Genomic DNA, 26,800 nt, shown 5'->3' on the forward strand with positions numbered 1-26,800 from the left:
TTTTTATTCCAATGCCGCCTGAGCGAACGCCGTTAACGGTTGGTTTTGTTGGACATTATCAAAATGAATTTGGATTTTATCCCCTTGTTTTTCATCTAACACAATGGTTTTCACCACGCTATCACCTTGAATTTCAATGTGATTAAAAATCTGTTTCATCAGCAACGAACTTGGCGTTAACGTTAAAGACCAATTTTTCGCTTCACCAACCAGTGTTGCATCAAATTGTGTTTTTAACCCGGAAATATCTCCCGATAACAAACCGAGGAACAAACTGATTTGTTCCGCTTGTCCCATTTTTCCATTTGCCACCCATTGCTTTCTATCCCATTGCATAATGCCGTCTTTTTTTACCCGAAGCTGATTAGTAAAGGGTTTTTCCATTTGCCATAAAAGCCCTTTCCGCGCCAATAAGATGAATTTACCTTGTGTAGTAATCGGCTTATTTAAAGATTTCAGAAAACGCTGTTGAGTAAAATCACCTTGCACGTTTTGCGGGGTTTGCAACAAAGTAATGAGTTCATTTTCAGAAAACGCCCAGCTCAACGGACTCAACCACAATAAACAAATAGCCAATAAAATACGCATTATGCCGTCTCCCGTTGGAAAGTCGGATGATTTTCCACCGCACTTCGCCAACAAGGCGGTGTCTGCAATTGCATCTCTCCGCTTTTAATTTCTACGGCCACTTGCGTTGTGCTACCCGCAGTGAGTTTCTCGTTCGTTGCAATATCACGAATAATATAATCAATGCGAATGCAGGTTTCATATTCCACCAACGAAAGCTCCACACGAATTTTTTGGCGAAACAACGCCGGTTTCACATATTTCAAATTCAACTGGACGATAGGCCAACCGTAGCCTTTTTCTTTCATCACATCGTAGGTGTAATGAATTTCGTCTAAAAAGGCACAACGCGCCATTTCCAAATATTTCACATAATGTCCATGCCACATAATATTCATGGAATCCACATCAAAAAACTGGATTTCATATTCAGAGGCATGGTGACAATAAACATGTTTTTTCTTTCTTAACATTTTAATCATCTTCCCAAAAATCGTAAAAATTGAACCAATACAAGGGGTTTTCGGCACATTCTTTCGCTAATAAATCCGCATAGCGTTGCATTGCCTGTTCAATATTTTCAGCTCGTTGCTTTCCGTGCCCCTCGATAGGGCCGGAAAAATGACGCAATTTTAAATGATAGTCGCCCCATTTTTTTAAGCAAAAGACCGTATTAATGGGGGCTTTCAGTAAACTTGCCATCAGCCATACACCTTGTGGAAAGGAGGCTTGAGCACCTAAGAAATCCACTTTTTGCGTTTTATCGCCACGTACCGGCACGCGATCGGCTGCAATCGCAATCCACTCGCCACGTTCAAGCCGTTCATGTAGCTCCAACATTTTTGCCGCATCCAAATCTTCTACTTGAATTAATGGTAAGGAGGTGGCTCCCGCCTTTTCGAGAGATTCATTAAAGGCTTGAGCATGACGGTTATGTACCAAAATGTTTAGCTTAAAATTGCTATGATTTTTGTTATCGACCAACGCACGACAAATCTCGATATTGCCAAAATGGGAACAAACCAGAATTTGTCCACGACCTTCTGAACGAATCGCTTGATAGACGTTATCCGTGTCATCGTCAATTAAATCGGCATAACGAATTTTTTTCTGCCAGACGGCAAAACGATCGGTGATCGCCTCACCAAAGGCTAAAAAATGACAAAACACGGGATAACGGGGCAAATTAACCTGCGGGAAGGTTTGTTGTAGTCGTTGTTGATAGCGACGAATATTACGTCGAGCCTTTTGAGACGTCAGGAAAAAATAGCTCACTACAAAAAAAGTGACCAGTTTAATCACCCACAACGGGCAGTATTGCACAATAAGACGAGTTAAATTTAAGGAGAGCTTACTCCCGCGCTCATTTTGCGCTGCCCAATGTTGAGAGCTCATACTTTACGCCCCGTCAATACTCGTGCCAACATACCGAAAAATAAACGGCTGTGCATTTTACTGATGCCCCAGTTATCTGCAAAGCCACGGAAATGAGATATGCCGTCCTGTTGATAACGTACCGGCGTATCGACCCAAATTAAGGGGATTTGATGCCAATGGGCTTTCACCATAATATCGATATCGAAATCCATACGATTTCCTAACGACTCCGCTTGCATTAAATCCGAAATCGGCGCTAAAGGATAAAGACGAAAACCACACATACCATCTTTAATATCAAAAGAAAGCGTATGAATAGCATTCCAAAAATCCGTAATTTTACGTCCGTATAAACGCGCTTTCGGTGCATCCTCGCCATAAATCGGTTTACCGCAAATAAGTGCGGTCGGATTTTTTTGCATTTCGAGCAACATTTTTGCCATATCTGGAAGATGGTGCTGCCCATCGGCATCCACTTGAATGCCATGCGTAAACCCCATTTCAGCCGCTTTTATGAAGCCGATTTTCATTGCTGCACCTTTGCCTCCGTTAGTCGGGCAGTAATGAACAAAGACGTTAGGTGTATGTTGCAATGTTTTTAAGACGGCCACGTGAGTCTCAGCAGATCCATCATCGACAATTAACACCGGAAGATGTTGTTTCAGCACCTGCTGAACAACATGTTCTATCGTGTTGGAATGATTATAGTGAGGAATAATGACAATGACCTTGTTCATAGACCATCCTCTTTTTCTGCTAAAAAGGCTTGTTCAAAGTCAGGCTTACTAATTTTAGATTGGCTATTACGAGGCAGTGTTTCCACAAAGCGCCAAAAACGAGGCAACTCTGCATGTTCTTGAGTTTTCATTAGAAAGTGACGTAGCTGACTTACCAAGGCACGTCGTCCAAGTTGCCGATAGGCTTGCATACCATCGGGGTTTAACGCAACCCAAGCCGCCGGTCGAAAATGCATTGGATGTTGCGCAACATAACAATCCGCCACCCAAGGGTGATGCAATAAATCCTGCTCGATGTTTACCAATGAAATACGCTTGTCACCAAACTTCACAATGCGATCGATACGCCCTAATAAATGAAATTTATCCTCAAATAATTCCGCACCATCTGCCGTTTGCTCCCGTTGATTTAGCCAAGCAGAATCAACCCATAAGGCACCTTCGCTATTCAGTCCGACCTTAGTCATTGCGGTCGGCTGCCACAAACCGTCATCAGCACGAAAAGCAATTGCGCCGGTTTCCGTGCTTCCGTAGCACTCAATCACATCAACCTTCAATTGTTGCCGAATAGCATGGCCGGTATCTGCCGGTAACACACCGCCGGAAGAAATCATTCCTAGCAAAGGACATTGGTGTAACTTCGCATCCTCTAGGTTTAAGCGGGTTAACAGCATTGGGCTGCTAATCCAAATACTTGCCGGTGCAGCAAAACTTTCTTCAATCAAACCTTCAGGATAAGGCTGTTGTTGACGTGCAATCGTCCACCCCATAATAAGCGGCAACATAATACGGTATGAAAGGCCATAATGATGTTGCACAGAAACGCTGGAGGCTAAATGAATATGATTCCCCTGTGGGAAAGGAAGGGATTGATGGATGGCTTCCGCCTCTAACCACATTTGCCGGGCTGTTTTAACTAATATTTTCGCCTGCCCGCTACTGCCTGAGGTTTTTAACCAAATCTCTGTCGAATCATTACAATCAAAGTGCGGTGGGTTTTCAGGGTGTTTTTGTGCAATACCATAATAATGAAAAATAGCGTCATCAAACAGAAAATCTGCATTTTCTTTAATCCATTGTTGATTTTCTGAAAGTAAATTCGGAGGAAGTAAAATACGCGTCCCCGAATGGAAACACGCTAGCATAGCGCATGCGAACAATGCCGCATCATCAAACCAAAAAGCCACTGATTTAATTTGTTCTTGCTTTAATTGTGCTGAAATTTGCCATGCTCTTGTCAAAAAATCTTGCCATTGCCAGTCAGGATGGCAGGCAATTAATGCCACAGGATCCCGTAGATTATTCATAATGTTTTTTTACTTTTTGTCTGACCAACCATTCACCGGCCATCACAATCGCCATAATGCAATAGGAAATCACACCGGTGTAGAGTGCCCAAAAATCATAATATTCCAATCCAATGGCTGTCGCAGTAATCAAGATATTTACAATAAAAACCCCGCACCATAGTTGGGTGACTTTTCGGGTATAACGAACACCATGCTCATTTAAATCCGGTGTTTGAAGACGCGCTAAACGCTCCACGACAGTTTGCCCACGCAATAGGCTCCCACCAAATAACGAAAGCATTAACACGTTAATAACGATAGGGTACCAAAACATGGTGTCAATGGAGCGGGTCAGCGCCACCACGGCTAAAATAAACGCCATACACCAGGCAAAATAACGTTGTCCCTGCTGTTGAACAGCCCCTTTACACGCCCAAAGCAACGCCATAATCCAAGGTAAATGAAACAGCATTTGCTGATTATCGGCGAATAACCAGAGTATCGGATAAGCGATACCGGTTAACGTCAGTAAAAGGTTGATAATAATCTTAATCATATTCACAAGAGGCAACACAATTTATGAGGCAAACAAGTGATAACATGGTTAACGATACGATAACACTGCGACGCCGCTACAGCACATATCATTTTCTACTTTCAGTTGGAAAGTGACTTTATCCCGTTTCTCGGCGACGTTTAATTCAAGAGAAAAACGGTCATTCGGACGTAAGAATTTTTGGAATTTCAATTTATCCAAACGGCTAAATTCAACATCCTGCGCCACCAACGCTTTAATCTTGTCGCTAATCCATTGCAATTCAATTGCGCCCGGCACTAAAGGGAAATTTGCAAAATGATCTTTAAGATACAATAAATCCAATGGCACTTTGCCGGTTGCCTGGTAATGACGCTCAGTTTGCTGTTCGGTTAACCAAATCGGTTCACGCTGCGGCTCAATACAAGTGCGGTTAAATTCCAGTTTGTTTATTTTAGATTGGCTATTGCGCGGCAATTTATCCGTAAAACGCCAAAAACGCGGAATAGCCGTCTTATCCTGTGTTTCAGCCAAATAGGCTTTAAGCTGGTCAATCAAATGACGTCGACCATTCTCTCTTAAAATTTCAATTCCTTGTGCATTTAAGCCGACCCAAGCAGCCAATCGAGGTTGTTCAGGATGTTGTGCAATATAGCAATCCTCAACCCAAGCATGTTGGTTTAACTTGGCTTCAATACCGGCTAATGAAGTACGTTTATCACCGATTTTCACGATACGATCACTGCGCCCTAATAAACGGAATCCACCATCAAGAAACTCCACCACATCTGCCGTTTGCTCACGTGTCGAAAGCCAACATCCCTCGATCCATAGCACACCATTTTCATTACAGCCTAAACGACTATTCGGCAAGGTTTGCCACAAATAAATGTCATCACGAATCGCAATCGGGCCGGTTTCCGTGCTACCATAAATTTCAATGACAGGCTGCTGCAATAAATGGCGCATTTGTTCTGAAGTTTCTTCCGGTAATGCACCACCGGAAGAAATCACACCAACGATATTTTTCGGCATTGTCGTATTAAACCAGTCAATACGGGTTAGCATGGCAGGACTACTGACGATCACTGTCTGTTCGGTATTCCGTGCTTCAGCAAGCATACATTCCGGATAAAATTGTTGCTTACGCCCAATTTGCCAGCCATTGACCAAGGACATCATGATGTGTACGGTTAAACCATAAATATGTTGAATACTGACCGTACTAATAGCCGTCACATTATTCTCTGCTTTAAACGGCAAGGCTTCCGCCAAGACTTCCGCACCAAGCCACATTTGCTCTGCGGTTTTAATGATTGTTTTTGCCTCACCGGTACTGCCGGAGGTTTTCAGCCAGATTTCCGTTTGGTTGTCATAATCAAAGAGCGGTCGATTTTCAGCGTGTTTTTGACAAGACTGTTGTGCACCAAAATCATCAAAACACACCGCCAAGGAAGAGTGAATCTCCACATCGGTTAGCCACAAATCTGCATGGGCACTGACCCACGCTACACTTTCCTGCGTAACATTCGGCGGGAAAAGCACCCGCACTTTGGCATGCCAAGCGGCTAAAAGTGTACACGCCAATTTGGCACCGTCTTCCAACCACACTGCAACAGCTTGAATCTGACGGCGTTGAAATTCTGCGGACATTTGATACGCTTTTTGTTCGAAATCTGAATAGCACCATACAGGGTCGAGTGCAATGAGATCAGTTGGGGCATATTTACGCATTATTGAACGCTCTGACTAATTTTTAGTACGGCTTTGACCACATCATCTACGGTACGGACATTACGAAAATCTTCCGCTTGCAATTTGTGGCCTGTTTTACGTTTAATGTGATCGATCAAATCAATCGCATCAATGCTATCAATTTCTAAATCTTCATACAGATTGGTTTCCGGCTTAATTCTTTCCGGTTCGATTTCAAATAAAGACTCAAGCGCCTCAGTCAATAAATCTCGAATTTCTTGTTCGGTCATATTACGCCTCACCTTTTTGACTACGAATAAAACTTGCCAAGGTCGCTACACTTTCAAAGTGATTACGTACTTGGGTTTGTTCACTATCCAGTTGCAAATGAAATGTTTTTTGCACTGCCAAGCCCAGTTCAAGCGCATCAACAGAGTCCAACCCTAAACCATCATCACCAAAAAGTGCGGTGTCATTTTCAATATCTTCAACACTAATATCTTCTAATGCCAAACTATCAATAATTAATTGTTTAATTTGCTGTTCCAGTTCCATTTTTGTTGTCCTTTGTGTGTAAATTAAAATAATCTTCTAAATATTTAGTCAATCGACGAGAAGCCATTGGTAAAGATTGGGTTTGTAGCCAGTCTTGAGGGTCGATATCCTCCCCAACAATAAGCTCATATTGAATGCGTGTTTTCGGAATTTGATACCACGGTTGACCTTTTTTCAAATTTAATGGAAGCATTCGAATCACGACTGGTGTAATCACTTTAGCACTACGTAAACCGATAGATACCGCACCTCGGTTAAGGTTAACCACCCCATCCCAACCGGTTCGCGTTCCTTCTGCAAAAAGCAATAAGGCTTGTTCTTTGAGTACCTCATCGCTTTGTTCAAGTAATTCGACAGACTCCGTATTAGGTAAAAAACCACAGGCTAATATCTGATTTCGCATGGTAGGGTTATTTAATAAATCTTTTTTAACAATACAGTTGAGCGTAGGCACTTTACTTAAAATTAATACCACATCCAGTAAAGAAGGATGATTAGGCAGTATTAATTGTCCAGGACGACCAAGCTTTTCAAACCCCTTATAACTAACTTGCAACAAACCAGCAAAAGATAAATAGCGAATAAAGTAATTCCAAATCCGACCAACAAAACGGCGTGTTTTTAGCTGGCTTTGTAGTGCATGGCTTTTACTAGTAAGCATATAAGGGTATAAAACTAATTGAAGCATGCCCCCTGCGATCCCCCAAAAGAAAAAACCCATTGCCGTCCCAACAAATCGCCGAAACCAGTCTAGTTTTTCTGCCATGTCCAAACGCCTCCCGTACTATTTGGCGTTTGCCATTGTGTGCAGTTTAAATGCTGATTTTTAACCCATTCTAAGGCCGAATCCAAAACAGGTTCCATTTCAAAAGCGCTATTAGAAAGACTTAATTGGTATTGTTCCCCGGCTTCCACCACCAATGCCAACGCATAGCTAAAAGGCTGACGCATAACCGGATGAGCGTTGTATTCCAGGGCAAGAGGTGATTCTGCGACAACCACAAGAACCTGCTTTTCACCTTCCCGTAACAGGAGATAGGCTTCCAATAATGCAATTTCTAAATTGTCTTTGTTAGCAACCAGCGCTGTGGTTTCGGCTTTCACTTGACGCAATTCAGACCATTGTCCGATTAATGCATTGTGTACTGACAAACTGAAAGAGGTTGGGGAAACATCTCCTTCCGTTAATAAGGCATGCCATAAACTAAAATTGCGATTAATTTCACTATTTGCTGACGCATAAACCACCGGTAAATTGGTTTTCTCCTCAACCAGATTCCAAGCTGCCTCAAAAATTAAACGGGCGGAATCGCTTAAACGGCGACGTTTTAATGGCGCTAAAAACTCAAGTTTAGGAACAAAATCAGGAAAACTTTCATTATTTTGTTGCCAATGCGCATATCCTAGCGCCCAATCATGGTCGGATAATGTCTTATTACAAACAATGTTCCACGCTGAAATATTGCAAGAAAACTGACAAATGGTCTTAGTCATTATGGCTTATTGAAAGAGTTGGTTAATCATTAAATCCGTTTGACCTTGTAAACCAACCTGATCAACACGTTCTTTCTCATCACCGCGACGTTTATACGATAATGATCCCAAAGATTGTTTTGTTCCCATCGTTTTTAATTCAAATTTTGCGCGGGCAATAATATTACTGTTGCCTCGCACGTTGAAAAATAAGATATGAGCACAGGTTGATTTATTTTTCACTAACTCCGCAGAAATATTTTTATTTTTTAAGCTACGAGTTAACGCATCAATAAAATGATCCGGTGCGGCTTTAACGCTCCCTTTTAAGCAAACATGTTTAATATTCTGACCTGCGCTAACAGGTTTCAAATCAGTAACACCAGAGGAACAAGCTGTCAAAGAAAAAACAGCAAAACCGACACATAACAAGAATTTTTTCATAAAATAACCCACTTAATAAAATTTAAAATATCAAAATTAAAATTCTACCAATTCTACCTACCCTCCCTAACTAAAGCAATCGCAAGACAATAAGAAAGGCGATATCGTCAAATAATCGAGAATATTCATTCATAAAATAAAAAAGGCATAGTTTGACTATGCCTTTGTCTTTATAAAACACGGTAAAAAATGACCGCACTTTTAACAATGCAACGACAACAATGCCGATAAATCCGACATTTCTACCGTTGGTAACAGACGAGCATCGCTGAATTGGTGAATATGCTTTTGGGTTAAGTTTAACCAAACTGCTTGGCAGCCGGCTTGGATGGCACCTTGCACGTCTGTTTGTAAATTGTCGCCCACATGCAACAGTTGGTGTGGCAAAATATTGAAATGACGCGTGGTCTGCCGAAATAAATCCTCATGAGGTTTAGCTCTGCCATGCTCACCGCCGCGTAATGTTAAATCAAAGTGGTGAAAGCCAATACGTGCTGGTTCTACATTGCCGTTAGTTATCGCCACAAGTTTATAGTGTTGCTTGAGTTGTTTTAGAATCTCGAAACTTTGTGGCGGCACGTCGATTTGATGGCGCCAGTGTAAAAAATACGACATGGCTTTTTCAGAAATAGCGGAAATGTCCACCGCACTTTTTTGTCGTTTTGCTAATAGCACCTGTAAACTTTGCGTTCGCCATGCGGTAACATTTTCTTGTAGGAGAGGATTTTCACGCCCAATCGTTTCTTTCCAAAACACCCATTCCGCCTGCGTCACGTCTTGAACACCGTCATATTGGCGTAAAAATGCCAAAAATTCACTTTCCGCTTTAATCATCACCTGTGAGTTATCGTATAAGGTGTCATCCAAATCAAAACTGATCACCTGAAAAGGCTGTAAAGTGCGGTAAAATTTCATGACGTTTCTCTTATTTTTTCCGTTTGGCTCGCGGATGCGCCGCATCATACACGTCTGCTAAATGTTGAAAATTTAAGTGTGTATAAATTTGCGTTGTTGATAAATGACTATGTCCGAGCAATTCTTGCACCGCACGTAAATCCGAACTGGCTTCCAACATATGAGTAGCAAAAGAGTGGCGAAGTTTGTGCGGATTCAAATGGCTATTCAACCCTTGTCGAATTCCCCAGCGTTCCAAGCGCATTTGAATCGTGCGCGTGGACATGCGATTCCCCAACTGACTGACAAATAACGCATCGTCTTTTGGGTTAAATAACAACCGCACTTTGAGCCATTGTTGAATGGCGTGGGAAGCATAACGTCCCAGTGGCACAATGCGCTCTTTGTTCCCTTTACCAATCACCCTTACTTCACGCACGCGAAGATTAATGCTGTTTAAGTTCAATCCTTGCAATTCCGACAAACGCAAACCGGAGCTGTAAAACAATTCAATCATGGCGCGATCGCGGATATCAATGGGCTCTTTGCTGTCGTTGGCAAGTAATAGCTGAATTTGATCCCTATCGATGTTTTTGGGTAAATGTTTGGGTTGCTTAGGCGCGGAAACGCCCACGGCCGGATTCACCTTGAGCTGCCCTTGATACACCAAATAACTCAAAAAGCGGCGCAACGCAGAAAGGCGTAACGCCAAGCTTTTTTCTTTTAAGCCATCTTGTTTACTGCTTTGTGCCAACACATAGCGCACGATACTTGGCGTGACTTGTTGCCATTGTTGAATTCCGGCGTCCTGCAAAATGGCGATAACACGCACCAACTGATGTTGATAGTTGGTCAGCGTATGAGGGCTCACTTGACGTTCAATGCACAAGTAAGTCAGGTATTTTTGCAGTTCGTTTTGCATTGCAGATGATCGAAAATTAGAGATAAATCACGCCGTCATAGACGTGGGTGGCGCTACCGGTCATATACAGCGGATGCCCTTCGCCTTGCCATTCAATCAGCAAACTGCCGCCGGGCAAATCCACCTGCACTTCATTGTCCAATACGCCTTGCATAATGCCCACAGCAACCGCCGCACAAGCACCGCTGCCACAGGCTTGGGTTTCGCCCGCGCCTCGCTCATGTACGCGTAATTTAATATGTTTGCGGTTCACCACTTGCATAAAACCGGCATTCACCCGTTCCGGAAAACGCTCATGGTTTTCAAGTAATGGTCCGAGCTGCGCCACGTTGGCGGTGTGAATATCGTCCACCTGTACCACACAATGGGGATTACCCATGGATACTGCGCCACAGAGTACCGTTTGAATTTCCGTGCGCAAAATATAATTTTTCTCGAATTTATTGGCGGTAAACGGAATTTTATTCGGCTCCCAAATGGGTTCGCCCATGTTCACACGCACATTGTCGTCTTCTTTGACGGTTAACACCATTTTGCCGTTTTGTGTACTGACGGCGATATCTTTTTTGTTGGTTAAACCTTTAAGCGTGACAAAACGGGCAAAGCAACGGGCACCATTACCACATTGCGCCACTTCACTGCCGTCCGCATTAAAAATACGATAATGAAAATCCAATTCAGGATCATAAGGCGGTTCCACCACCAACAGCTGATCAAAACCAATGCCACGATGACGATCGGCTAAACGTTTAATGGTGTCGGCGGGAAAATAAACGTTCTGCGTAACCGCATCCACCACCATAAAATCATTGCCGAGCCCGTGCATTTTAGAAAATTGCATGTGTATCCTTAAAATCGTTTAAATCATGCCAAGCATTATAATCAGCCCTATCCTTTGAGTAAATCTATTGCTTCTACGCTAAAAAAATGCGAGGAACACAAGGCTAAAAAACGCCGTAAAAAGAAACCGCACTTTGCCAAGCAAAAGTGCGGTCGTTTTAGAAGGTGTTTTTAATCTGTGTGCCCACTCAAGAAGCCACCGCTTTGGTGCTGCCATAATTTGGCGTAGAGACCGTTTTGTGCGAGCAATTCGACATGGGTACCTTGTTCCACGATTTGTCCGTGATCCAACACAATCAGACGATCCATCGCGGCAATCGTGGATAAACGGTGCGCGATGGCGATAACCGTTTTATTTTCCATCATTTTATCCAAACTTTCTTGGATCGCCGCTTCCACTTCGGAATCCAGCGCACTGGTGGCTTCGTCCAATAACAAAATCGGCGCATCTTTTAACATCACGCGGGCGATGGCGATACGCTGGCGTTGTCCGCCGGAGAGTTTCACACCACGTTCGCCAACATGGGCATCATACCCTTTGCGTCCCTGCGCATCGCTTAAAAATGGAATAAAATCCGCCGCTTCGGCACGTTCAGCCGCATCAAACATTTCCTGCTCGGTGGCACTCGGTCTGCCGTACACGATGTTATCACGCACGGAACGGTGCAATAACGACGTATCTTGCGTCACCAATCCGATTTGACTGCGCAGGCTTTCCTGTTGCACGTCCATGATATTTTGCCCGTCAATGGTGATAGTGCCTTGCTGCGCTTCATAAAAGCGTAACAGCAAATTCACAATCGTGGATTTGCCCGCGCCGGAGCGCCCAATCAACCCCACTTTTTCACCCGGTTTAATGGTTAAATTAAAATGGCTCAACAAAGGTTTTGCCGGATCATAGGCAAAACTTAGGTCGTTAAATTTAATCTCGCCGCGCGTGACATTTAACGGTGGGCAATTTGGTTTATCCAAAATGGTTTGCGGTTTAGTCAGCGTATTCATGCCGTCATTTACCGTGCCGATATTTTCAAACAAACGTGCCGATTCCCACATAATCCAACGGGACAAGCCGTGAACACGCAACGCCATTGCGGTGGACGTGGCAATAGCACCGACACCGACCAGCCCTTGTTGCCATAGCAGAACACCAATGATTGCCGTACTTAAAATCAGCACGATATTATTGATGTAGGTTAAGCTGTCCAACGATGTCGCTAAACGCATTTGGGCGTGCACCGTCACCATAAATTCTTCCATGGAGCGTTTGGCGTAACCTGCTTCACGAGCACCATGAGAAAACAATTTTACGGTGGCAATATTGGAATAGGCATCGGTGATTCGCCCCGTCATTAATGAACGGGCATCAGCCTGACGTTGCGCCGTTTTGGAAAGACGGGGAATTAACAAACGCAAAATGGTGATAAACAGCACAATCCAAACAAAGAAAGGCACGAGGAACCAACTATCTAATGATGCCAATACTAAGCCTGAGGTTACAAAATACACCACCACATAAACCAACATATCAGCGATCGTCAGCACCGTATCACGCACCGCTAAAGCCGTCTGCATGACTTTGGCAGACACCCTGCCGGCAAATTCGTCTTGGTAAAAACTTAAACTTTGCCCCAACATCAGACGATGGAAATTCCAACGCAGGCGCATCGGAAACACGCCTTGTAAGGTTTGCAGACGCACGGAGGAAGCTAAAAACAACCAAACGATGCTGAAGACTAACAAGCCGCCCATTCCCATGAGTAAATGACCTTTTTCCTGCCATAAGGTTGTCGGTGTATAAGCTCCCAACCAATCCACCAACAAGCCCATAAATTGGAACAACATGGCCTCCATCACGCCGTTGCCAATCGTCAGTACCGCTAACAGTAAAATCCAGCCTTTCATACCGTCGATACTTGACCAAATAAAGCGGAATAATCCTTTATCCGGTGTTTTCGGCGATTGGTCGGGATAGGGGTTCAAGCGATTCTCAAACCAACTAAAAATTTTATTTAACATATCTTCTTTCCTTAAAAACAAAGGGCAACCTTATTCGAGGTTGCCCACAAATTGCGGCATATTATAGCCTAAATTGTCTTCAACCCATACTAAAGTGAGACACGTTTACGGTATTGGCTTGGACTCATACCGTAAGCACTTTTAAAAGCTTTACTAAAATGCGCTTCCGATTGATAGCCCACGTCCAACGCCACCGCCAATACACTTTTCTGGCTTTGGTTTAATAATAACGCGGCTTGTTGAAGACGAAGCTGAGTTAAAAATTTACCCGGTGTCATGCCGATTTTTTGCTGAAACACCCGCATAAAATTCGCCCGCGACATTGCCGCCAGCTCTGCCAAAGAATCCATATTCCATGCTTGTTGCGGTGCACTTAATAACTGTGTCAGCACATGACTCAAGCGTTTATCTTGCAACCCCGCCAACACCCCTTGATTTAACTGAGTTGATTGCAATCCGTGGCGCAAAATATAAATAAACAGCACCGTGACCAGTGAATCAATCAACGATTTCGCCCCACTTTGCGTTTTGTCCGCCTCCTGTTGTAGCACCTGAATCAGTGCCAACAACGGCGTATCATGCAAAGACAAATGCAAATATGTAGGCAACGCCTCTATTAACAACGACGGGCGACTGTAATACAACATGCCGCAAAACATTTTCAAATTCGGGGAATTCCGCCCAATATGATAAACCTTAAATAAATCCGTCTGGTTTTCTTGTGGTGTTGCCAGCATTGGCGCTGTTTTCATTGCCGCCTGTTGCGTTTGACTGGCGATCAAGTGCGGTCGATTTTGCGGAAGAAAAAAGACATCGCCCGCTTGTAAGTGAATCTGTTGATTTTCCAAACTCAACCAGCAACTTCCTTGCTCAATCAAATGAAAAATGCCGACATATTGATTTTCAGCAACGTCCTGCTGCACCTGCCAATCACCCTGAAATAAACAACGGACGTTCACTTCTCCGCTGACCTGTGCTAACTGAATAAGTTTATCTAAACAATCCATAATGAGATTTTAAGTATAAAAGTTAAGACGAATTGGCAAGTATGATACAAGAATTTGCCTATAATTTGTTCCGAAATTAAGAACACATTTTAAACATATTTAAGGAGAACAAGATGTTTGCAGATTGGAAAAATGATGTTGCCCATGTAAAAAAATCATTCGGCGAATTAGGTAAAAAACACCCGAAAATGTTACAAGCCTACGGCGCACTAAGCGCAGCGGCGGCAGAAGGCGACGTATTAGATGCCAAAACCCGTGAATTAATTGCGCTTGCGGTTGCGGTCACCACCCGTTGTGAAAGCTGTATCGGCGTACACGCAGCCGAAGCGGTAAAAGCCGGCGCAACGGAAGAAGAAGTGGCAGCAGCCTTAGCGATGTCAATCGCGCTCAATGCCGGCGCAGCTTACACCTATTCTTTGCGTGCATTAGAAGCCTATAATACGCAGAAAGACTAACTTCATTTATTAGGAACTTTATATCATCGGCACCTTTTATAGGTGCCGATTTTTTTATAAAAAACAGGATGAAAAACCACCGCACTTTTACGGCAAGAGAAGGACTTCCATTTGTTTAACCACCTCTTCCACTTCAATTTCCGCCATTAAATTTTGCCCTTTTAACTTGGTTGCCCAGGGTAATTGCGCTGAAGGTTTGCCGTATTCTTTTTGTGCATTTTGTTCATACACGGAAACCACATTATCTAAATTGTTGTAAGGTCCGGTGCGGAGCGGATTATGGTAGGCATACAGTCCGATAACGGGCGTCCCTTGTGTTGTAGCAATATGCGCCGGACCGGAATCCGGTGAAATCACTAAATCTACTTCACGAATTAATGCGGTAAGTTGAGTTAAAGACAACTTACCAGCTACATCTACAGACTCAAAATTGCATACGTTTTTTATTTCCTCAATCATCGCCAATTCACGTGGCGCGGGTGAGCTGCATAAAATCACATTGATATCATGTTGATGTGCCCAATTTGCCACTGCAGCATAACGTTCCACCAGCCAGTCTTTTTCTTTTTTGCTGGAACAAGGTGAAATCAGCAGATTTTTGCGATGTGGATCAAGATATTCTCGCACGGCTGTTAAATCCGCCTCCGTCACCGGTAAATCCCACTGAGGTTGAGACGAGGGGACACCAAGATAGTCGGCAAATGCCATAAATCCGTCTAATACATGCGGCTTAGCAGGATCATAAATTCGTTGATGCGTAAACAACCACTGCCCTTCTCGTGCCCGTTGCTTACCGAAACCAATACGGTATTTCGCATGGATTCCGAGAGATAAAATGGAGGCTCGAAAGGCTGTTTGCATATTCAAAAGTGCATCAAATCGACGATGTTTCAATTGCCGCCATAAATCCCACACGCCACGCCAACCGCTCTTTTTATCGTACACAATAAATTCAATGCCCGATACATGACGAAATAACTGAGCTTCAGTTTTACCAATAATCCACGTAATTTGGGTGTTCGGCCAATGACGTTGAATATGTTGTACTGCCGCTAACGCATGACAAACGTCACCGATAGCGGATAAACGTAGAATGCAGAGAGATTGAGGTGCTTGGGAGAAAAGTGCCATGGGGATTTGTTATCTCAGTTAAACTTGGGAATCGGCTTATTTTAAAGTAGAATGCGCCTATCCGCTATCTCATTTTCATCACTTAAAATGCTTGAATTTCAACTCAAAAACGACTTTTTTCTCTTTAATTTTGATCAACCGCTAGCAAACCAAGATCTGTTTTTTAATCCAACATTTTGGCAACAACACAATCGCATTATCGGCTCCGCCAAAGGGCGTGGTACTACGTGGTTTCTCGAAACTGCAGATTTATTTGGCGTAAATACGGCATTACGACATTATTATCGTGGTGGCTTGTGGGGAAAAATCAACAAAGATCGTTATCGCTTCAACGATTTGAACCATACTCGCGGCATGGCGGAATTCAACCTACTCAATCAATTACATCAAGCTGGTTTACCGGTGCCGAAACCGATTGGGGCTCGGGTGCATAAGGGGAATTTAGGCATTTGTTATCAAGCCGATTTATTAAGTGAAAAAGTAGAAAACGCCCAAGATCTGACCGCACTTTTACAACATCACGCCCTTGAACCAAAACAATGGCAACAAATCGGCGGACTTATTCGCCGCTTACACGATTTGCAAATCTGCCACACGGACCTGAACGCCCACAATATTCTGTTTCAACAAAACGAAAGCGACAACCAATTCTGGCTCATCGACTTCGATAAGTGCGGTGAAAAATCCGGAAGTTTTTGGAAAGACGCAAACTTACAACGATTACATCGTTCTTTTACTAAAGAAGTGGAACGAATGCATATTCAGTTTAATGAGCAGAATTGGCGGGATTTACTCGAGGGATATTCAAGCTAAGGAGAAAAGGCTAGTGCCGGCAAAACGCATGCACTAGTGACATAGTAAGTTACAGATGCCTATGCACCTAACTCTCGTTTATGCTGCAACGCCTTTAACACGGCCGGCGGAACAAGTTGGCTCATGTCGCCGTTATGAAGATAAATCTCACGAATCATCGTAGAAGACACATAAGACCATTGCTCGACCGGTGGGAAAAATAGGCTCTCAACACCATGCGTCAACAAACGGTTAAGATGGGCTAACTGAACTTCATATTCAAAATCTGTCGTACTGCGCACACCGCGAATAATCGCTTTGACATGATATTCAGCAATGGTGTCCGCCAATAAATTATTAAACCCAATCACTTCCACATTTGGCAAATGCGCTGTTGATTGACGTACCAACTCTACCCGCTCCGCCAAATTGAATAACGGTTTCTTACTTGGGCTTTCGGCTACGGCCACCAAAACGTGAGAAAAAAGCACCGCACTTCGCTCAATAATATTTAAATGCCCATTGGTTAAGGGGTCAAAAGTACCGGGATAAATTACCGTTGTCATTTAGTTTGCCTCATTCAAATAAGGTTTTAACAAATCCATCACTCGTTGCAACGCACCGCGATTTTCATTTAATACTGCATAACCCGCATTACCATAACGTTGGCTAAGCGTCGGTGATTCTAAAAACTGTGCGACAGCTTCTGCCACGGCTTGAGGATTTTCTTCTGTCATTAACACGCCTTGACGTTGTTCCAACTTAGTAAAGATTTCAGGAAAATTAAAGGTATGTTTACCACTAATTACTGGCAATTTAAACGCTAACGGCTCCAACGGATTATGTCCACCATGAGCCACCAAACTACCGCCTACCAAGGCGACATTTGCTAGGCCATATAGCAACATCAGCTCTCCCATACTATCACCGAGCAATACTTGGGTTTCTGCCTGTGGAATCAAATAACCGCTACGACGTATATAATTAAAACCTTGTTGTTCAATAAGCTGTGCAACGGAATTAAAACGCTCAGGATGACGAGGGACTAAAATCAGTAATAAATCGGGAAAACGCTGCAGTAAAGTGCGGTGGCTTTTTAAGATGATTTCATCCTCGCCTTCATGGGTACTCGCCGCAATCCAAATAGGGCGAGAAGTACTCCATTGGGTTTTTAATGCCGAAATGTTAGCCAATAAATCGGCTGTTAAATTTAAATCGTATTTAATGTTACCGGTCAATTTTAGGCGTTCCGGTGCGATCCCTAATTGGGCGTAACGCGATAAACTCACCTCATCTTGCGGAGCAATTAAAGTAATATTCTCTAAAAGCGGTTTTAATGCCTTTTTAAACCAACCATAACGCTTGGTAGAACGTGCTGATAAGCGAGCATTCACAATAACAAATGGAATTTGTTTTTTCGCCAGTTGATGAATCAGGTTAAACCAAAGTTCCGTTTCAATCACCACGACTAAACTTGGCTGCACAAAACCAATAAAGCGTGCAACGGCATCAGGTAAATCATAAGGCAAATAAACGTGAGTAACACTTTCTCCAAAAACCGCTTTAACGCGATCAGAACCGGTAGGTGTCATGGTGGTGACGGTAATCGGCAAATGCGGATAATCCTGTTGAATACGCTTAATCAGGGGCACGGCAGCGATGACTTCCCCTACAGAAGCAGCATGAATAAGCACGCCGTTAGGTTTGGGTGAGGACAGCTTACAATACAAACCATAACGTTCCCCCAAACGTTTACGGGAACGAGATGCTTTCATACTACCAGCCAGCAGTGACAACCACAAAAATGGCTGGGCAAGATACATTACACAGGTATAAAAAAAACGTAACATAGAAAATACGCTGGCTTATGTTAGAATTGCGAAAATTAATAATGATAAACAAACGCTTAGTATAAGCGTTTGCAACAGATTCACAAAGGATAAAAACATGCCTACTATCAGTGTTGCAATGATTGTCAAAAATGAGGCACATCACCTCGCATCTTGTTTAGATACAGTGAAAGATTGGGTAGACGAAATCATCATTTTAGACTCCGGCAGTACAGACGATACGCAACGCATCGCCGAACAATACGGTGCAAAATTTTACCAGAATATTGATTGGCCTGGCTTTGGTAAACAACGCCAATTGGCTCAACAACATGTCACCAGTGATTATGTACTATGGTTAGACGCAGACGAACGAGTCACACCAGAATTACGACAATCCATTCAAAATGCAATAGCACAAGATGCACCAAATACAGCATACAAAATCCCGCGTTTAAGCGAAGTGTTCGGTAGCCAAATTCGCTACTCCGGCTGGTATCCCGATTATGTCATTCGTCTGTACCGCACAGATTTCGCCCACTATGGCGATCAATTAGTGCATGAAAAAGTCGAATTGCCTACTAATGCGAAGATTCAAAAATTAAATGGCGATTTGCTTCATTACACTTATCAAGATATTCATCATTACTTAGTCAAATCTGCCGGCTATGCCAAAGCATGGGCAGAGCAACGAGAAAAAGCGGGTAAAAAAGCCACCTTATGGCAAGGCATAACCCATGCTATTGGTTGTTTTGTAAAAATGTATTTTATTCGATTAGGTTTCTTGGATGGCAAGGCAGGATTATTACTAGCAATTCTTTCCGCACACTCTACTTTTGTAAAATACGCAGATTTATGGGTTAGAAAGAGAACTAAATAAGAGTGATATATTACGATATTTTAAGTCTATAACTCTTTAAAAATAAAAAAGGTCGAATGTTACCATTCGACCTTTTTAGTTAATAAATTAAAATCTTATTCCGCTACAGCTTCTTCAGTAGAAACTTCCGGACGATCAACTAACTCAATGTAAGCCATTGGTGCATTATCGCCTGCACGGAAACCACATTTAAGAATGCGGGTGTAACCACCTGCACGCTGAGCAAAACGTGGACCTAATTCATTAAATAATTTTGCAACAGTTTCAATATTGCGTGTACGAGCAAAAGCTAAGCGGCGATTTGCCACAGAATCTACTTTTGCTAAAGTAATTAACGGCTCAACTACTCGACGTAATTCTTTTGCTTTAGGCAAAGTTGTTTTAATGATCTCATGACCAATTAAAGAACTTGCCATATTACGGAACATCGCTTGACGATGACTGCTATTACGGTTTAGTTGACGACCACTCTTACGATGGCGCATAACCTTATCCTTCTCAGAAAAATCTTTAACCTACGACCAAACTAGTCTTCAGCAATACTTGCTGGTGGCCAATTTTCAAGGCGCATACCTAGTGATAAGCCTCTTGAAGCGAGTACATCCTTAATTTCAGTAAGTGATTTTTTACCCAAATTAGGAGTTTTTAACAACTCAACTTCTGTACGTTGAACTAAATCACCGATATAGTGAATTGTTTCTGCTTTCAAACAGTTAGCAGAACGAACTGTCAACTCTAAGTCATCAACAGGACGAAGCAGAATTGGATCGAATTCTGGCTTCTCTTCCTTAACTTCAGGCTGACGAACATCACGCAAATCAACGAATGCATCAAGCTGTTCTGCTAAAATTGTTGCTGCACGACGAATCGCATCCTCAGGATCAATAGTACCATTTGTTTCTAGCTCAATAACCAATTTATCTAAATCAGTTCGTTGTTCAACACGTGCTGCCTCAACATTATAAGCAATACGGTCAATTGGGCTATAACAAGCATCTACTAATAAACGTCCAATTGGACGGTCCTCATCTTGATTCTGAGTACGAGCAGATGCTGGGACATATCCTCTACCACGCTGGACACGAATGCGCATATTAATTGACGCATTCTCATCTGTTAAATGGCAAATGACATGTTCAGGATTTACAATTTCAACATCACCATCATGGGTGATGTCTGCAGCAACAACAGGGCCAATTCCAGACTTACTAAGTGTCAAAAGAACATCATCTTTATTTTGTACCTTTACAGCTAAACCTTTTAAGTTTAACAGCACTTCGATAATATCTTCTTGTACACCTTCTTTACTACTATATTCATGCAGTACACCATCAATCTCTACTTCAGTAACAGCACAACCTGGCATTGAAGATAAAAGAATTCGACGTAATGCATTTCCTAGAGTATGACCGAAACCACGCTCTAAAGGCTCTAAGATCACCTTAGCCTGAGTTGAGCTAATTTGCTCAATGTCAACTAAACGTGGTTTTAAAAATTCTGTAACAGAACCCTGCATTTTATCCTCTCTTTGCTTCTAAGCTCTATTATTTAGAATAAAGCTCAACGATCAGATGTTCATTAATGTCTGCTGATAAATCAGAACGCTCAGGAACACGTTTGAATACACCTTCCATTTTAGCAGCATCAACTTCTAACCAAGTTGGTTTTTCTTTCTGTTCTGCTAATTCTAATGATGCTTTAATACGTGCTTGTTTTTTAGATTTTTCACGAACAGCGATCACATCATCAACTGAAACTTGGAAAGATGGGATGTTTACCACACGACCATTAACAACAATAGCTTTATGACTCACTAACTGGCGAGCTTCAGCACGAGTTGCTGCAAATCCCATACGATAAACTACATTATCCAATCGACCCTCAAGTAATACTAATAGATTTTCACCTGTATTACCCTTTAATCGATTTGCTTCTTTGTAGTAATTACGGAATTGACGTTCTAAAATACCGTACATACGGCGAACTTTTTGTTTCTCACGTAACTGACTACCATAGTCAGATAAACGTGGCTTACGTGCACCATGTTGACCTGGCGCAGTATCAATTTTACATTTTGAATCAATCGCACGAACGCCTGATTTAAGAAATAAATCAGTACCTTCACGGCGGCTTAGCTTGAGTTTAGGACCCAAATATCTTGCCATTTTCTTTCTCCAACTATCCTATAACGTCATTAAACACGACGTTTTTTCGGTGGACGACAACCGTTATGAGGAATCGGAGTCACATCAGTAATATTCGTAATACGGAAACCTGCCGCATTTAATGCACGAATAGTTGACTCACGACCAGGACCAGGTCCTTTTACCATAACTTCCAAGTTTTTCAAGCCGAATTCTTTTACAACTTCAGCACAACGTTCAGCAGCAACCTGTGCAGCAAACGGGGTGGATTTACGAGAACCACGGAAACCTGAACCACCTGCGGTAGCCCAAGCGAGGGCATTACCTTGACGATCAGTTATAGTAACGATTGTGTTATTGAAAGATGCGTGAATGTGTGCAACGCCATCTACAACTTGTTTTTTTACACGTTTACGTGCACGAACTGGTGTTTTTGCCATCTTAATTTACCCCGACTATTTTTTGATCGGCTTACGAGGACCCTTGCGGGTACGCGCATTAGTTTTAGTACGTTGACCACGTACCGGTAAACTACGACGATGACGTAAACCACGATAACAACCTAAATCTAATAGGCGTTTAATGTTAAGTGTTACTTCACGACGTAAATCCCCTTCGACGGTAAATTTACCAACTTCGTCACGCAGTTTGTCAATCTGCTCTTCAGACAATTCGCTGATCTTAACATCTTCAGCAATACCTGCAGCAGCACAAATGCTTTTTGAGCGGGTTTTGCCAATACCGTAAATTGCAGTTAAAGCGATTACAGCGTGTTTATGATCAGGAATGTTAATGCCTGCAATACGGGCCACTATGCACTCCTATTGTTAATTAGTTGACACTCTGATCTTGAAAAGCCCGTTTTCAGGATACTCAAACAGAGCGTCAAGGAAATAAATGAGTTGGGTAGTATATATACCCAACCTGTTCTTTGCAAGAAAAATATCAACTAACCTTGACGTTGCTTATGCTTAGGATCGCTACAAAGTACACGAACAACACCTTCGCGTTTAACAATCTTACAGTTACGACATAATTTCTTAACGGAAGCACGAACTTTCATTGCTTATCCTTTTTAATAATTGGACTATTGTCCAAAACCTTTGAGGTTTGCTTTTTTCAACGCAGATTCATATTTTGTAGACATCAAATGACTCTGAATCTGAACGATGAAATCCATAATGACCACCACAACAATTAGCAAGGAGGTACCACCAAAATAAAACTGCACATTCCAAGCTGATGTCATGATATAAGGAACTAAACAAACAAATGTGACATATAGACCACCAATAAGAGTTAATCTAGTCATAATTTTATCGATATACCGAGATGTTTGTTCCCCAGGTCTAATTCCAGGTATAAATGCACCTGATTTTTTCAAGTTATCTGCTGTATCTCTAGGATTATATTGCATTGCAGTATAGAAAAAGCTAAAGAAGATAATTGCAGTAGCATAAACAATCAAGTATAAAGGTTGCCCAGGATGCAATAACATTGATAAATCAGTTAGCCATTCTAAACTTGACCCTTGCCCAACCCATTGAGTTAATGTTGCTGGGAAAAGAATTATACTTGATGCAAAAATTGCTGGGATAACACCTGCCATATTCACTTTTAATGGAAGATGAGTCGTATGTCCCCCCAAGATTTGTCTACCTTGTTGGCGTTTAGCATACTCAATTTTAATTCTTCTTTGCCCTCGTTCTACGAAAACAACAAAATAAGTAACTACGAAGACAATTACAGCAATTAATATAAGAACAAGAAAATGCATCTGACCAAGACGAGCTTGCTCAATTGTTTGACCTACAGCCGCAGGCAATCCTGCCACAATACCAGCAAAGATAATTAAAGAAATGCCATTCCCAATACCACGCTCTGTAATTTGCTCGCCTAGCCACATTAAAAACATGGTTCCTGTAACTAAACTAATCACGGCAGTAAAATAGAACCCAAACCCTAGATTCGGAACTAGGCCTGGTAGCATGTTAGGTAAACCCGTTGAAATACCAACCGCCTGCAAGGTAGCAAGAACAACCGTAGAATAACGGGTATACTTACTAATTTTACGACGACCAGATTCACCTTCCTTTCTTAACTCAGCAAGTGCTGGATGAACCGATGCTAACAACTGAATAATAATTGATGCCGAGATATAAGGCATAATGCCCAAAGCAAAAATAGAAGCTCGGCTCAATGCACCACCAGAGAACATATTAAACATATCAATGATGGTGCCTTTTTGCTGTTCAATTAATTGAGCTAACACAGCTGCATCTATACCAGGAACCGGAATGAACGAACCAATACGGAAAACAATAAGCGCTCCAAGAACAAATAATAATCTGCTTCTCAGTTCACTTTTACCGTCTTGAACACTTCTCGTTTGATAGCCTGGTTGCTTAGCCATTAATTATTCCTCAATTGAACCGCCAACAGCCTCAATAGCTGCTTTAGCGCCTTTAGTAACACGTAATCCACGAACAACTAACTTAACTTTAACTTCACCAGCTAAAATTACCTTAGCAAACTGAATATCCTTAGTTAAAATATTAGCTGCTTTTAGTGTCTCTAAAGTTACAATGCCATTTTCAATTTTGTTTAGGTCATCTAAACGAACTTCTGCTGTTACTGAAGACTTCATTGAAGTAAAACCAAATTTAGGCAAACGACGATATAAAGGCATTTGACCACCTTCAAACCCACGACGAACACCGCCACCGGTACGAGATTTTTGACCTTTATGACCACGTCCACCGGTTTTACCTAAACCAGAACCGATACCACGACCAAGACGTTTAGCACTATGCTTAGCACCTTCAGCCGGAGATAGAGTATTTAAACGCATCTATTACTCCTCCACTTTAACCATATATGAAATCTGGTTAATCATTCCACGTACTGCCGGAGTATCAATTAACTCAACAGTATGATGCATATGGCGAAGACCAAGACCACGTAGTGTAGCTTTATGCTTCGGTAAACGAGCAATAGAACTACGAACTTGCGTTACTTTAATAGTTTTAGCCATTATTAATTACCCCAAAATTTCATCAACTGATTTACCACGTTTAGCAGCAACCATTTCTGGTGATTTCATATTTGCTAAAGCATCAATAGTTGCACGAACAACATTGATTGGGTTAGTTGAACCATAAGCCTTTGACAATACGTTACGTACGCCAGCAACTTCTAACACAGCACGCATTGCACCACCGGCAATGATACCGGTACCCTCACTAGCAGGTTGCATAAATACTCTAGAACCTGTATGAACACCCTTAACAGGGTGCTGCAATGTTCCTTCAGTTAAAGTTACATTGATCATATTACGACGCGCCTTCTCCATTGCCTTTTGAATAGCTGCAGGAACTTCACGCGCTTTGCCATATCCAAAACCGACACGACCATTACCATCACCCACTACGGTCAACGCAGTGAAGCTCATGATACGACCACCTTTCACAGTTTTAGATACGCGGTTTACCGCAATTAGCTTCTCTTGCAGTTCACCAGCTTGTTTTTCGATGTTTGACATCTCAAATTACCTCAATTAGAACTGTAGACCAGCTTCACGAGCAGCATCCGCTAAAGATTGGACACGGCCATGATATTTAAAACCAGAACGATCAAAAGCCACGTCTTTAACGCCTTTTGCTAATGCTCTTTCCGCAACAACTTTACCGACAACAGCGGCTGCTTCTTTATTTCCGGTATATTTCACTTGCTCACTAATTACTTTCTCAACAGTAGAAGCAGCAGCAAGCACTTCCGAACCGTTTGGTGCGATCACCTGAGCGTAGATATGACGTGGAGTACGATGAATAACTAAACGAGTTACTCCCTGCTCTCTCATCATATGACGCGCACGAGCCGCACGACGGATACGAGCTGATTTCTTATCCATAGTGTTACCTTAATTATTTCTTCTTAGCTTCTTTAATACGTACCACTTCATCAGCGTAACGTACCCCTTTACCTTTATACGGTTCAGGGCGACGATAAGCACGAATATCTGCAGCAACTTGACCAATCAACTGTTTATCTGAGCCTTTCAAAACAATTTCAGTTTGAGAAGGACACTCAGCAGTAATTCCTGCAGGTAAAACATGCTCAACAGGGTGAGAAAATCCAAGACTTAAAGCAACAGCATTTCCCTTAATTTGAGCTCTATAACCTACACCTACTAATTGTAGTTTTCTTGTAAATCCTTCAGTCACACCGATAACCATGGAATTAACTAATGCTCTAGCAGTACCTGACTGAGCATTACCACCTTCAATACCTTCGCGAGGTGAAAATGTTAATTCATTATTTTCATGCTTAACTTCTACTGAATGATGAATAGAGCGAGACAACTCACCATTTTTACCTTTAATTGTTAGTAACTGTCCGTTAAGTTTTACCTCAACACCGGCAGGAATACTAACAGGTGCTTTTGCAACACGAGACATTTTCCTACCTCTCCATTAAGCTACATAACAAATGATCTCACCGCCTAAACCCGCTTGACGAGCTGCACGGTCAGTCATTACACCTTTAGATGTAGATACTACAGCAATACCTAAACCACCCATTACTTTCGGTAATTCATCTTTACGTTTGTAAATACGAAGACCTGGGCGACTTACACGCTGAATACTCTCTACAACCGGTTTATTTTGGAAATATTTTAATGTAATTTCCAATTCAGGTTTTACACCTTCAACTACTTTAACGCTTTCGATATAACCTTCGCTAGCTAATACATTGGCAATTGCAACTTTTAGCTTGGATGAAGGCATACTGATCGCAACTTTATTCGCAGCTTGACCGTTACGAATACGGGTCAACATATCTGCGATAGGATCTTGCATACTCATTGTGCTTTTACTCCGATTCCAAATTAAAGTGGCATATTACCAGCTAGCTTTCTTAAGGCCTGGGATTTCACCGCGCATAGCAGCTTCACGAACCTTAATACGGCTTAAACCAAACTTACGAAGAACGCCGTGAGGACGTCCAGTTTGACGACAACGGTTACGTTGACGACTAGGGCTAGAATCACGTGGTAAAGTTTGTAACTTCATCACGGCATTCCAACGATCTTCGTCAGAGGCATTAACGTCAGAAATAATTTTTTTCAATTCTACGCGTTGCGCATAAAATTTTTCAGCCAATTTGACGCGCTTTACATCGCGTGCTTTCATTGATTGTTTAGCCATTTGCAACCTGC

At 42.3% G+C, this 26,800-nt stretch carries 37 protein-coding genes; 3 read left to right on the top strand and 34 right to left on the bottom strand.

Going from position 1 to position 26,800, the window contains the following annotated elements:
- Positions 1–3: 3 nt before the first annotated feature.
- From LQ983_RS04405 to LQ983_RS04485, 17 genes are all read right to left on the bottom strand, one after another.
- Positions 4–588 carry an outer membrane lipoprotein carrier protein LolA gene (locus LQ983_RS04405; protein ID WP_230621790.1) on the bottom strand — a complete coding sequence of 195 codons (585 nt, stop codon included), beginning with the start codon at positions 586–588 and terminating at the stop codon, positions 4–6.
- Positions 588–1,049, bottom strand: a complete 462-nt coding sequence (locus LQ983_RS04410; protein WP_204100601.1) for a thioesterase family protein — start codon at positions 1,047–1,049, stop codon at positions 588–590. The genes LQ983_RS04405 and LQ983_RS04410 overlap by 1 nt, the downstream gene beginning before the upstream one ends.
- A complete protein-coding gene (locus LQ983_RS04415) occupies positions 1,042–1,962 on the bottom strand; it encodes a glycosyl transferase family 2 (protein WP_230621791.1) in 921 nt (306 codons plus the stop codon). The genes LQ983_RS04410 and LQ983_RS04415 overlap by 8 nt, the downstream gene beginning before the upstream one ends.
- A complete protein-coding gene (locus LQ983_RS04420; protein WP_230621792.1) occupies positions 1,959–2,681 on the bottom strand; it encodes a glycosyltransferase family 2 protein in 723 nt (240 codons plus the stop codon). The genes LQ983_RS04415 and LQ983_RS04420 overlap by 4 nt, the downstream gene beginning before the upstream one ends.
- Positions 2,678–3,988 (bottom strand): AMP-binding protein, encoded by a 1,311-nt coding sequence (locus tag LQ983_RS04425; protein ID WP_230621793.1) that lies wholly within the window; start codon positions 3,986–3,988, stop codon positions 2,678–2,680. The genes LQ983_RS04420 and LQ983_RS04425 overlap by 4 nt, the downstream gene beginning before the upstream one ends.
- On the bottom strand, positions 3,981–4,526 hold the full coding sequence (locus LQ983_RS04430; RefSeq protein WP_230621794.1) for a hypothetical protein: 546 nt from the start codon (positions 4,524–4,526) through the stop codon (positions 3,981–3,983). The genes LQ983_RS04425 and LQ983_RS04430 overlap by 8 nt, the downstream gene beginning before the upstream one ends.
- A 48-nt stretch (positions 4,527–4,574) precedes the next feature.
- Positions 4,575–6,239, bottom strand: coding sequence for an AMP-binding protein (locus tag LQ983_RS04435; protein WP_255664555.1), 1,665 nt, complete (start codon positions 6,237–6,239; stop codon positions 4,575–4,577).
- Positions 6,239–6,490, bottom strand: coding sequence for an acyl carrier protein (locus LQ983_RS04440; protein ID WP_005715813.1), 252 nt, complete (start codon positions 6,488–6,490; stop codon positions 6,239–6,241). The genes LQ983_RS04435 and LQ983_RS04440 overlap by 1 nt, the downstream gene beginning before the upstream one ends.
- A gap of 1 nt (position 6,491) precedes the next feature.
- Positions 6,492–6,755, bottom strand: coding sequence for a phosphopantetheine-binding protein (locus tag LQ983_RS04445; protein WP_005715810.1), 264 nt, complete (start codon positions 6,753–6,755; stop codon positions 6,492–6,494).
- A complete protein-coding gene (locus LQ983_RS04450) occupies positions 6,733–7,521 on the bottom strand; it encodes a 1-acyl-sn-glycerol-3-phosphate acyltransferase (protein ID WP_230621796.1) in 789 nt (262 codons plus the stop codon). The genes LQ983_RS04445 and LQ983_RS04450 overlap by 23 nt, the downstream gene beginning before the upstream one ends.
- Complete coding sequence (locus tag LQ983_RS04455) at positions 7,506–8,249, bottom strand: beta-ketoacyl synthase chain length factor (protein ID WP_230621797.1); 744 nt, start codon at positions 8,247–8,249, stop codon at positions 7,506–7,508. The genes LQ983_RS04450 and LQ983_RS04455 overlap by 16 nt, the downstream gene beginning before the upstream one ends.
- A gap of 6 nt (positions 8,250–8,255) precedes the next feature.
- Complete coding sequence (locus LQ983_RS04460) at positions 8,256–8,672, bottom strand: hypothetical protein (protein ID WP_230621798.1); 417 nt, start codon at positions 8,670–8,672, stop codon at positions 8,256–8,258.
- A gap of 201 nt (positions 8,673–8,873) precedes the next feature.
- A complete protein-coding gene (gene yigB, locus LQ983_RS04465; RefSeq protein ID WP_230621799.1) occupies positions 8,874–9,587 on the bottom strand; it encodes a 5-amino-6-(5-phospho-D-ribitylamino)uracil phosphatase YigB in 714 nt (237 codons plus the stop codon).
- Positions 9,588–9,597: 10 nt separating this feature from the next.
- On the bottom strand, positions 9,598–10,488 hold the full coding sequence (gene xerC, locus LQ983_RS04470; protein ID WP_230621800.1) for a tyrosine recombinase XerC: 891 nt from the start codon (positions 10,486–10,488) through the stop codon (positions 9,598–9,600).
- Between the two features lie 16 nt (positions 10,489–10,504).
- On the bottom strand, positions 10,505–11,329 hold the full coding sequence (gene dapF, locus LQ983_RS04475; protein ID WP_005715797.1) for a diaminopimelate epimerase: 825 nt from the start codon (positions 11,327–11,329) through the stop codon (positions 10,505–10,507).
- Between the two features lie 170 nt (positions 11,330–11,499).
- Positions 11,500–13,344, bottom strand: a complete 1,845-nt coding sequence (locus LQ983_RS04480) for an ABC transporter ATP-binding protein (RefSeq protein ID WP_230621801.1) — start codon at positions 13,342–13,344, stop codon at positions 11,500–11,502.
- A gap of 89 nt (positions 13,345–13,433) precedes the next feature.
- A complete protein-coding gene (locus tag LQ983_RS04485; RefSeq protein ID WP_230621802.1) occupies positions 13,434–14,351 on the bottom strand; it encodes a cupin domain-containing protein in 918 nt (305 codons plus the stop codon).
- Positions 14,352–14,464: 113 nt separating this feature from the next.
- Here LQ983_RS04485 and LQ983_RS04490 point away from each other — a divergent pair, with 113 nt between their 5' ends.
- The gene (locus LQ983_RS04490) at positions 14,465–14,806 is read left to right on the top strand and encodes a carboxymuconolactone decarboxylase family protein (RefSeq protein WP_032997740.1); all 342 of its coding nucleotides are present in this window, start codon (positions 14,465–14,467) and stop codon (positions 14,804–14,806) included.
- An 87-nt stretch (positions 14,807–14,893) separates the two neighbouring features.
- Here LQ983_RS04490 and LQ983_RS04495 read toward each other — a convergent pair whose 3' ends face one another.
- On the bottom strand, positions 14,894–15,937 hold the full coding sequence (locus tag LQ983_RS04495; RefSeq protein WP_230621803.1) for a glycosyltransferase family 9 protein: 1,044 nt from the start codon (positions 15,935–15,937) through the stop codon (positions 14,894–14,896).
- Positions 15,938–16,024: 87 nt separating this feature from the next.
- Between LQ983_RS04495 and LQ983_RS04500 the strand changes: the two genes are divergently transcribed.
- The gene (locus tag LQ983_RS04500; RefSeq protein WP_230621804.1) at positions 16,025–16,750 is read left to right on the top strand and encodes a 3-deoxy-D-manno-octulosonic acid kinase; all 726 of its coding nucleotides are present in this window, start codon (positions 16,025–16,027) and stop codon (positions 16,748–16,750) included.
- Positions 16,751–16,809: 59 nt separating this feature from the next.
- Here the strand turns inward: LQ983_RS04500 and coaD are convergent, their stop codons facing one another.
- Both coaD and waaA read right to left on the bottom strand, forming a co-directional pair.
- The gene (gene coaD / locus LQ983_RS04505) at positions 16,810–17,295 is read right to left on the bottom strand and encodes a pantetheine-phosphate adenylyltransferase (RefSeq protein WP_111295511.1); all 486 of its coding nucleotides are present in this window, start codon (positions 17,293–17,295) and stop codon (positions 16,810–16,812) included.
- The gene (gene waaA / locus LQ983_RS04510) at positions 17,296–18,579 is read right to left on the bottom strand and encodes a lipid IV(A) 3-deoxy-D-manno-octulosonic acid transferase (RefSeq protein ID WP_230621805.1); all 1,284 of its coding nucleotides are present in this window, start codon (positions 18,577–18,579) and stop codon (positions 17,296–17,298) included. It abuts the gene before it with no gap.
- A 97-nt stretch (positions 18,580–18,676) separates the two neighbouring features.
- Here waaA and LQ983_RS04515 point away from each other — a divergent pair, with 97 nt between their 5' ends.
- On the top strand, positions 18,677–19,438 hold the full coding sequence (locus tag LQ983_RS04515; protein ID WP_230621806.1) for a glycosyltransferase family 2 protein: 762 nt from the start codon (positions 18,677–18,679) through the stop codon (positions 19,436–19,438).
- 95 nt (positions 19,439–19,533) lie between these two features.
- Here the strand turns inward: LQ983_RS04515 and rplQ are convergent, their stop codons facing one another.
- From rplQ to rpsN, 14 genes are all read right to left on the bottom strand, one after another.
- Positions 19,534–19,923, bottom strand: coding sequence for a 50S ribosomal protein L17 (gene rplQ, locus LQ983_RS04520; protein ID WP_005715780.1), 390 nt, complete (start codon positions 19,921–19,923; stop codon positions 19,534–19,536).
- 41 nt (positions 19,924–19,964) lie between these two features.
- Positions 19,965–20,954, bottom strand: coding sequence for a DNA-directed RNA polymerase subunit alpha (gene rpoA, locus LQ983_RS04525; protein WP_111295505.1), 990 nt, complete (start codon positions 20,952–20,954; stop codon positions 19,965–19,967).
- Positions 20,955–20,982: 28 nt separating this feature from the next.
- Complete coding sequence (gene rpsD, locus LQ983_RS04530; protein WP_048750159.1) at positions 20,983–21,603, bottom strand: 30S ribosomal protein S4; 621 nt, start codon at positions 21,601–21,603, stop codon at positions 20,983–20,985.
- A gap of 29 nt (positions 21,604–21,632) precedes the next feature.
- Positions 21,633–22,022, bottom strand: a complete 390-nt coding sequence (gene rpsK, locus LQ983_RS04535; protein WP_005701868.1) for a 30S ribosomal protein S11 — start codon at positions 22,020–22,022, stop codon at positions 21,633–21,635.
- Positions 22,023–22,037: 15 nt separating this feature from the next.
- On the bottom strand, positions 22,038–22,394 hold the full coding sequence (gene rpsM, locus LQ983_RS04540; RefSeq protein WP_005548758.1) for a 30S ribosomal protein S13: 357 nt from the start codon (positions 22,392–22,394) through the stop codon (positions 22,038–22,040).
- A 137-nt stretch (positions 22,395–22,531) separates the two neighbouring features.
- Entirely contained in the window at positions 22,532–22,645 is a 114-nt protein-coding gene (gene rpmJ, locus LQ983_RS04545) for a 50S ribosomal protein L36 (RefSeq protein WP_005548767.1), read from the bottom strand.
- 24 nt (positions 22,646–22,669) lie between these two features.
- On the bottom strand, positions 22,670–23,995 hold the full coding sequence (gene secY, locus LQ983_RS04550; protein WP_005715771.1) for a preprotein translocase subunit SecY: 1,326 nt from the start codon (positions 23,993–23,995) through the stop codon (positions 22,670–22,672).
- A 3-nt stretch (positions 23,996–23,998) separates the two neighbouring features.
- Positions 23,999–24,433: a 50S ribosomal protein L15 gene (gene rplO, locus LQ983_RS04555; protein WP_230621807.1), complete on the bottom strand. Its 435-nt coding sequence runs from the start codon at positions 24,431–24,433 to the stop codon at positions 23,999–24,001.
- A 3-nt stretch (positions 24,434–24,436) separates the two neighbouring features.
- The gene (gene rpmD, locus LQ983_RS04560; protein ID WP_005715766.1) at positions 24,437–24,616 is read right to left on the bottom strand and encodes a 50S ribosomal protein L30; all 180 of its coding nucleotides are present in this window, start codon (positions 24,614–24,616) and stop codon (positions 24,437–24,439) included.
- A 6-nt stretch (positions 24,617–24,622) separates the two neighbouring features.
- Positions 24,623–25,123, bottom strand: coding sequence for a 30S ribosomal protein S5 (rpsE, locus tag LQ983_RS04565; RefSeq protein WP_005715763.1), 501 nt, complete (start codon positions 25,121–25,123; stop codon positions 24,623–24,625).
- A gap of 15 nt (positions 25,124–25,138) precedes the next feature.
- Positions 25,139–25,492 carry a 50S ribosomal protein L18 gene (rplR, locus tag LQ983_RS04570; RefSeq protein ID WP_048750160.1) on the bottom strand — a complete coding sequence of 118 codons (354 nt, stop codon included), beginning with the start codon at positions 25,490–25,492 and terminating at the stop codon, positions 25,139–25,141.
- Positions 25,493–25,505: 13 nt separating this feature from the next.
- Complete coding sequence (gene rplF / locus LQ983_RS04575; RefSeq protein ID WP_005715756.1) at positions 25,506–26,039, bottom strand: 50S ribosomal protein L6; 534 nt, start codon at positions 26,037–26,039, stop codon at positions 25,506–25,508.
- 15 nt (positions 26,040–26,054) lie between these two features.
- On the bottom strand, positions 26,055–26,447 hold the full coding sequence (gene rpsH, locus LQ983_RS04580; protein WP_005715755.1) for a 30S ribosomal protein S8: 393 nt from the start codon (positions 26,445–26,447) through the stop codon (positions 26,055–26,057).
- Positions 26,448–26,483: 36 nt separating this feature from the next.
- Complete coding sequence (gene rpsN / locus LQ983_RS04585) at positions 26,484–26,789, bottom strand: 30S ribosomal protein S14 (RefSeq protein ID WP_005715753.1); 306 nt, start codon at positions 26,787–26,789, stop codon at positions 26,484–26,486.
- Between the last annotated feature and the right edge of the window lie 11 nt (positions 26,790–26,800).

The sequence above is a fragment of the Aggregatibacter sp. Marseille-P9115 genome, assembly GCF_920939465.1.
Classification (GTDB): domain Bacteria; phylum Pseudomonadota; class Gammaproteobacteria; order Enterobacterales; family Pasteurellaceae; genus Aggregatibacter; species Aggregatibacter segnis_B.

Bases quoted from the DNA above. Each gene is read 5' to 3' on its own strand.
- LQ983_RS04405 (WP_230621790.1), bottom strand. From the start codon at position 588: ATGCGTATTTTATTGGCTATTTGTTTATTGTGGTTGAGTCCGTTGAGC.
- LQ983_RS04410 (WP_204100601.1), bottom strand. From the start codon at position 1,049: ATGATTAAAATGTTAAGAAAGAAAAAACATGTTTATTGTCACCATGCC.
- LQ983_RS04415 (WP_230621791.1), bottom strand. From the start codon at position 1,962: ATGAGCTCTCAACATTGGGCAGCGCAAAATGAGCGCGGGAGTAAGCTC.
- LQ983_RS04420 (WP_230621792.1), bottom strand. From the start codon at position 2,681: ATGAACAAGGTCATTGTCATTATTCCTCACTATAATCATTCCAACACG.
- LQ983_RS04425 (WP_230621793.1), bottom strand. From the start codon at position 3,988: ATGAATAATCTACGGGATCCTGTGGCATTAATTGCCTGCCATCCTGAC.
- LQ983_RS04430 (WP_230621794.1), bottom strand. From the start codon at position 4,526: ATGATTAAGATTATTATCAACCTTTTACTGACGTTAACCGGTATCGCT.
- LQ983_RS04435 (WP_255664555.1), bottom strand. From the start codon at position 6,239: ATGCGTAAATATGCCCCAACTGATCTCATTGCACTCGACCCTGTATGG.
- LQ983_RS04440 (WP_005715813.1), bottom strand. From the start codon at position 6,490: ATGACCGAACAAGAAATTCGAGATTTATTGACTGAGGCGCTTGAGTCT.
- LQ983_RS04445 (WP_005715810.1), bottom strand. From the start codon at position 6,755: ATGGAACTGGAACAGCAAATTAAACAATTAATTATTGATAGTTTGGCA.
- LQ983_RS04450 (WP_230621796.1), bottom strand. From the start codon at position 7,521: ATGGCAGAAAAACTAGACTGGTTTCGGCGATTTGTTGGGACGGCAATG.
- LQ983_RS04455 (WP_230621797.1), bottom strand. From the start codon at position 8,249: ATGACTAAGACCATTTGTCAGTTTTCTTGCAATATTTCAGCGTGGAAC.
- LQ983_RS04460 (WP_230621798.1), bottom strand. From the start codon at position 8,672: ATGAAAAAATTCTTGTTATGTGTCGGTTTTGCTGTTTTTTCTTTGACA.
- yigB (WP_230621799.1), bottom strand. From the start codon at position 9,587: ATGAAATTTTACCGCACTTTACAGCCTTTTCAGGTGATCAGTTTTGAT.
- xerC (WP_230621800.1), bottom strand. From the start codon at position 10,488: ATGCAAAACGAACTGCAAAAATACCTGACTTACTTGTGCATTGAACGT.
- dapF (WP_005715797.1), bottom strand. From the start codon at position 11,329: ATGCAATTTTCTAAAATGCACGGGCTCGGCAATGATTTTATGGTGGTG.
- LQ983_RS04480 (WP_230621801.1), bottom strand. From the start codon at position 13,344: ATGTTAAATAAAATTTTTAGTTGGTTTGAGAATCGCTTGAACCCCTAT.
- LQ983_RS04485 (WP_230621802.1), bottom strand. From the start codon at position 14,351: ATGGATTGTTTAGATAAACTTATTCAGTTAGCACAGGTCAGCGGAGAA.
- LQ983_RS04490 (WP_032997740.1), top strand. From the start codon at position 14,465: ATGTTTGCAGATTGGAAAAATGATGTTGCCCATGTAAAAAAATCATTC.
- LQ983_RS04495 (WP_230621803.1), bottom strand. From the start codon at position 15,937: ATGGCACTTTTCTCCCAAGCACCTCAATCTCTCTGCATTCTACGTTTA.
- LQ983_RS04500 (WP_230621804.1), top strand. From the start codon at position 16,025: ATGCTTGAATTTCAACTCAAAAACGACTTTTTTCTCTTTAATTTTGAT.
- coaD (WP_111295511.1), bottom strand. From the start codon at position 17,295: ATGACAACGGTAATTTATCCCGGTACTTTTGACCCCTTAACCAATGGG.
- waaA (WP_230621805.1), bottom strand. From the start codon at position 18,579: ATGTTACGTTTTTTTTATACCTGTGTAATGTATCTTGCCCAGCCATTT.
- LQ983_RS04515 (WP_230621806.1), top strand. From the start codon at position 18,677: ATGCCTACTATCAGTGTTGCAATGATTGTCAAAAATGAGGCACATCAC.
- rplQ (WP_005715780.1), bottom strand. From the start codon at position 19,923: ATGCGCCATCGTAAGAGTGGTCGTCAACTAAACCGTAATAGCAGTCAT.
- rpoA (WP_111295505.1), bottom strand. From the start codon at position 20,954: ATGCAGGGTTCTGTTACAGAATTTTTAAAACCACGTTTAGTTGACATT.
- rpsD (WP_048750159.1), bottom strand. From the start codon at position 21,603: ATGGCAAGATATTTGGGTCCTAAACTCAAGCTAAGCCGCCGTGAAGGT.
- rpsK (WP_005701868.1), bottom strand. From the start codon at position 22,022: ATGGCAAAAACACCAGTTCGTGCACGTAAACGTGTAAAAAAACAAGTT.
- rpmJ (WP_005548767.1), bottom strand. From the start codon at position 22,645: ATGAAAGTTCGTGCTTCCGTTAAGAAATTATGTCGTAACTGTAAGATT.
- secY (WP_005715771.1), bottom strand. From the start codon at position 23,995: ATGGCTAAGCAACCAGGCTATCAAACGAGAAGTGTTCAAGACGGTAAA.
- rplO (WP_230621807.1), bottom strand. From the start codon at position 24,433: ATGCGTTTAAATACTCTATCTCCGGCTGAAGGTGCTAAGCATAGTGCT.
- rpmD (WP_005715766.1), bottom strand. From the start codon at position 24,616: ATGGCTAAAACTATTAAAGTAACGCAAGTTCGTAGTTCTATTGCTCGT.
- rpsE (WP_005715763.1), bottom strand. From the start codon at position 25,123: ATGTCAAACATCGAAAAACAAGCTGGTGAACTGCAAGAGAAGCTAATT.
- rplR (WP_048750160.1), bottom strand. From the start codon at position 25,492: ATGGATAAGAAATCAGCTCGTATCCGTCGTGCGGCTCGTGCGCGTCAT.
- rplF (WP_005715756.1), bottom strand. From the start codon at position 26,039: ATGTCTCGTGTTGCAAAAGCACCTGTTAGTATTCCTGCCGGTGTTGAG.
- rpsH (WP_005715755.1), bottom strand. From the start codon at position 26,447: ATGAGTATGCAAGATCCTATCGCAGATATGTTGACCCGTATTCGTAAC.
- rpsN (WP_005715753.1), bottom strand. From the start codon at position 26,789: ATGGCTAAACAATCAATGAAAGCACGCGATGTAAAGCGCGTCAAATTG.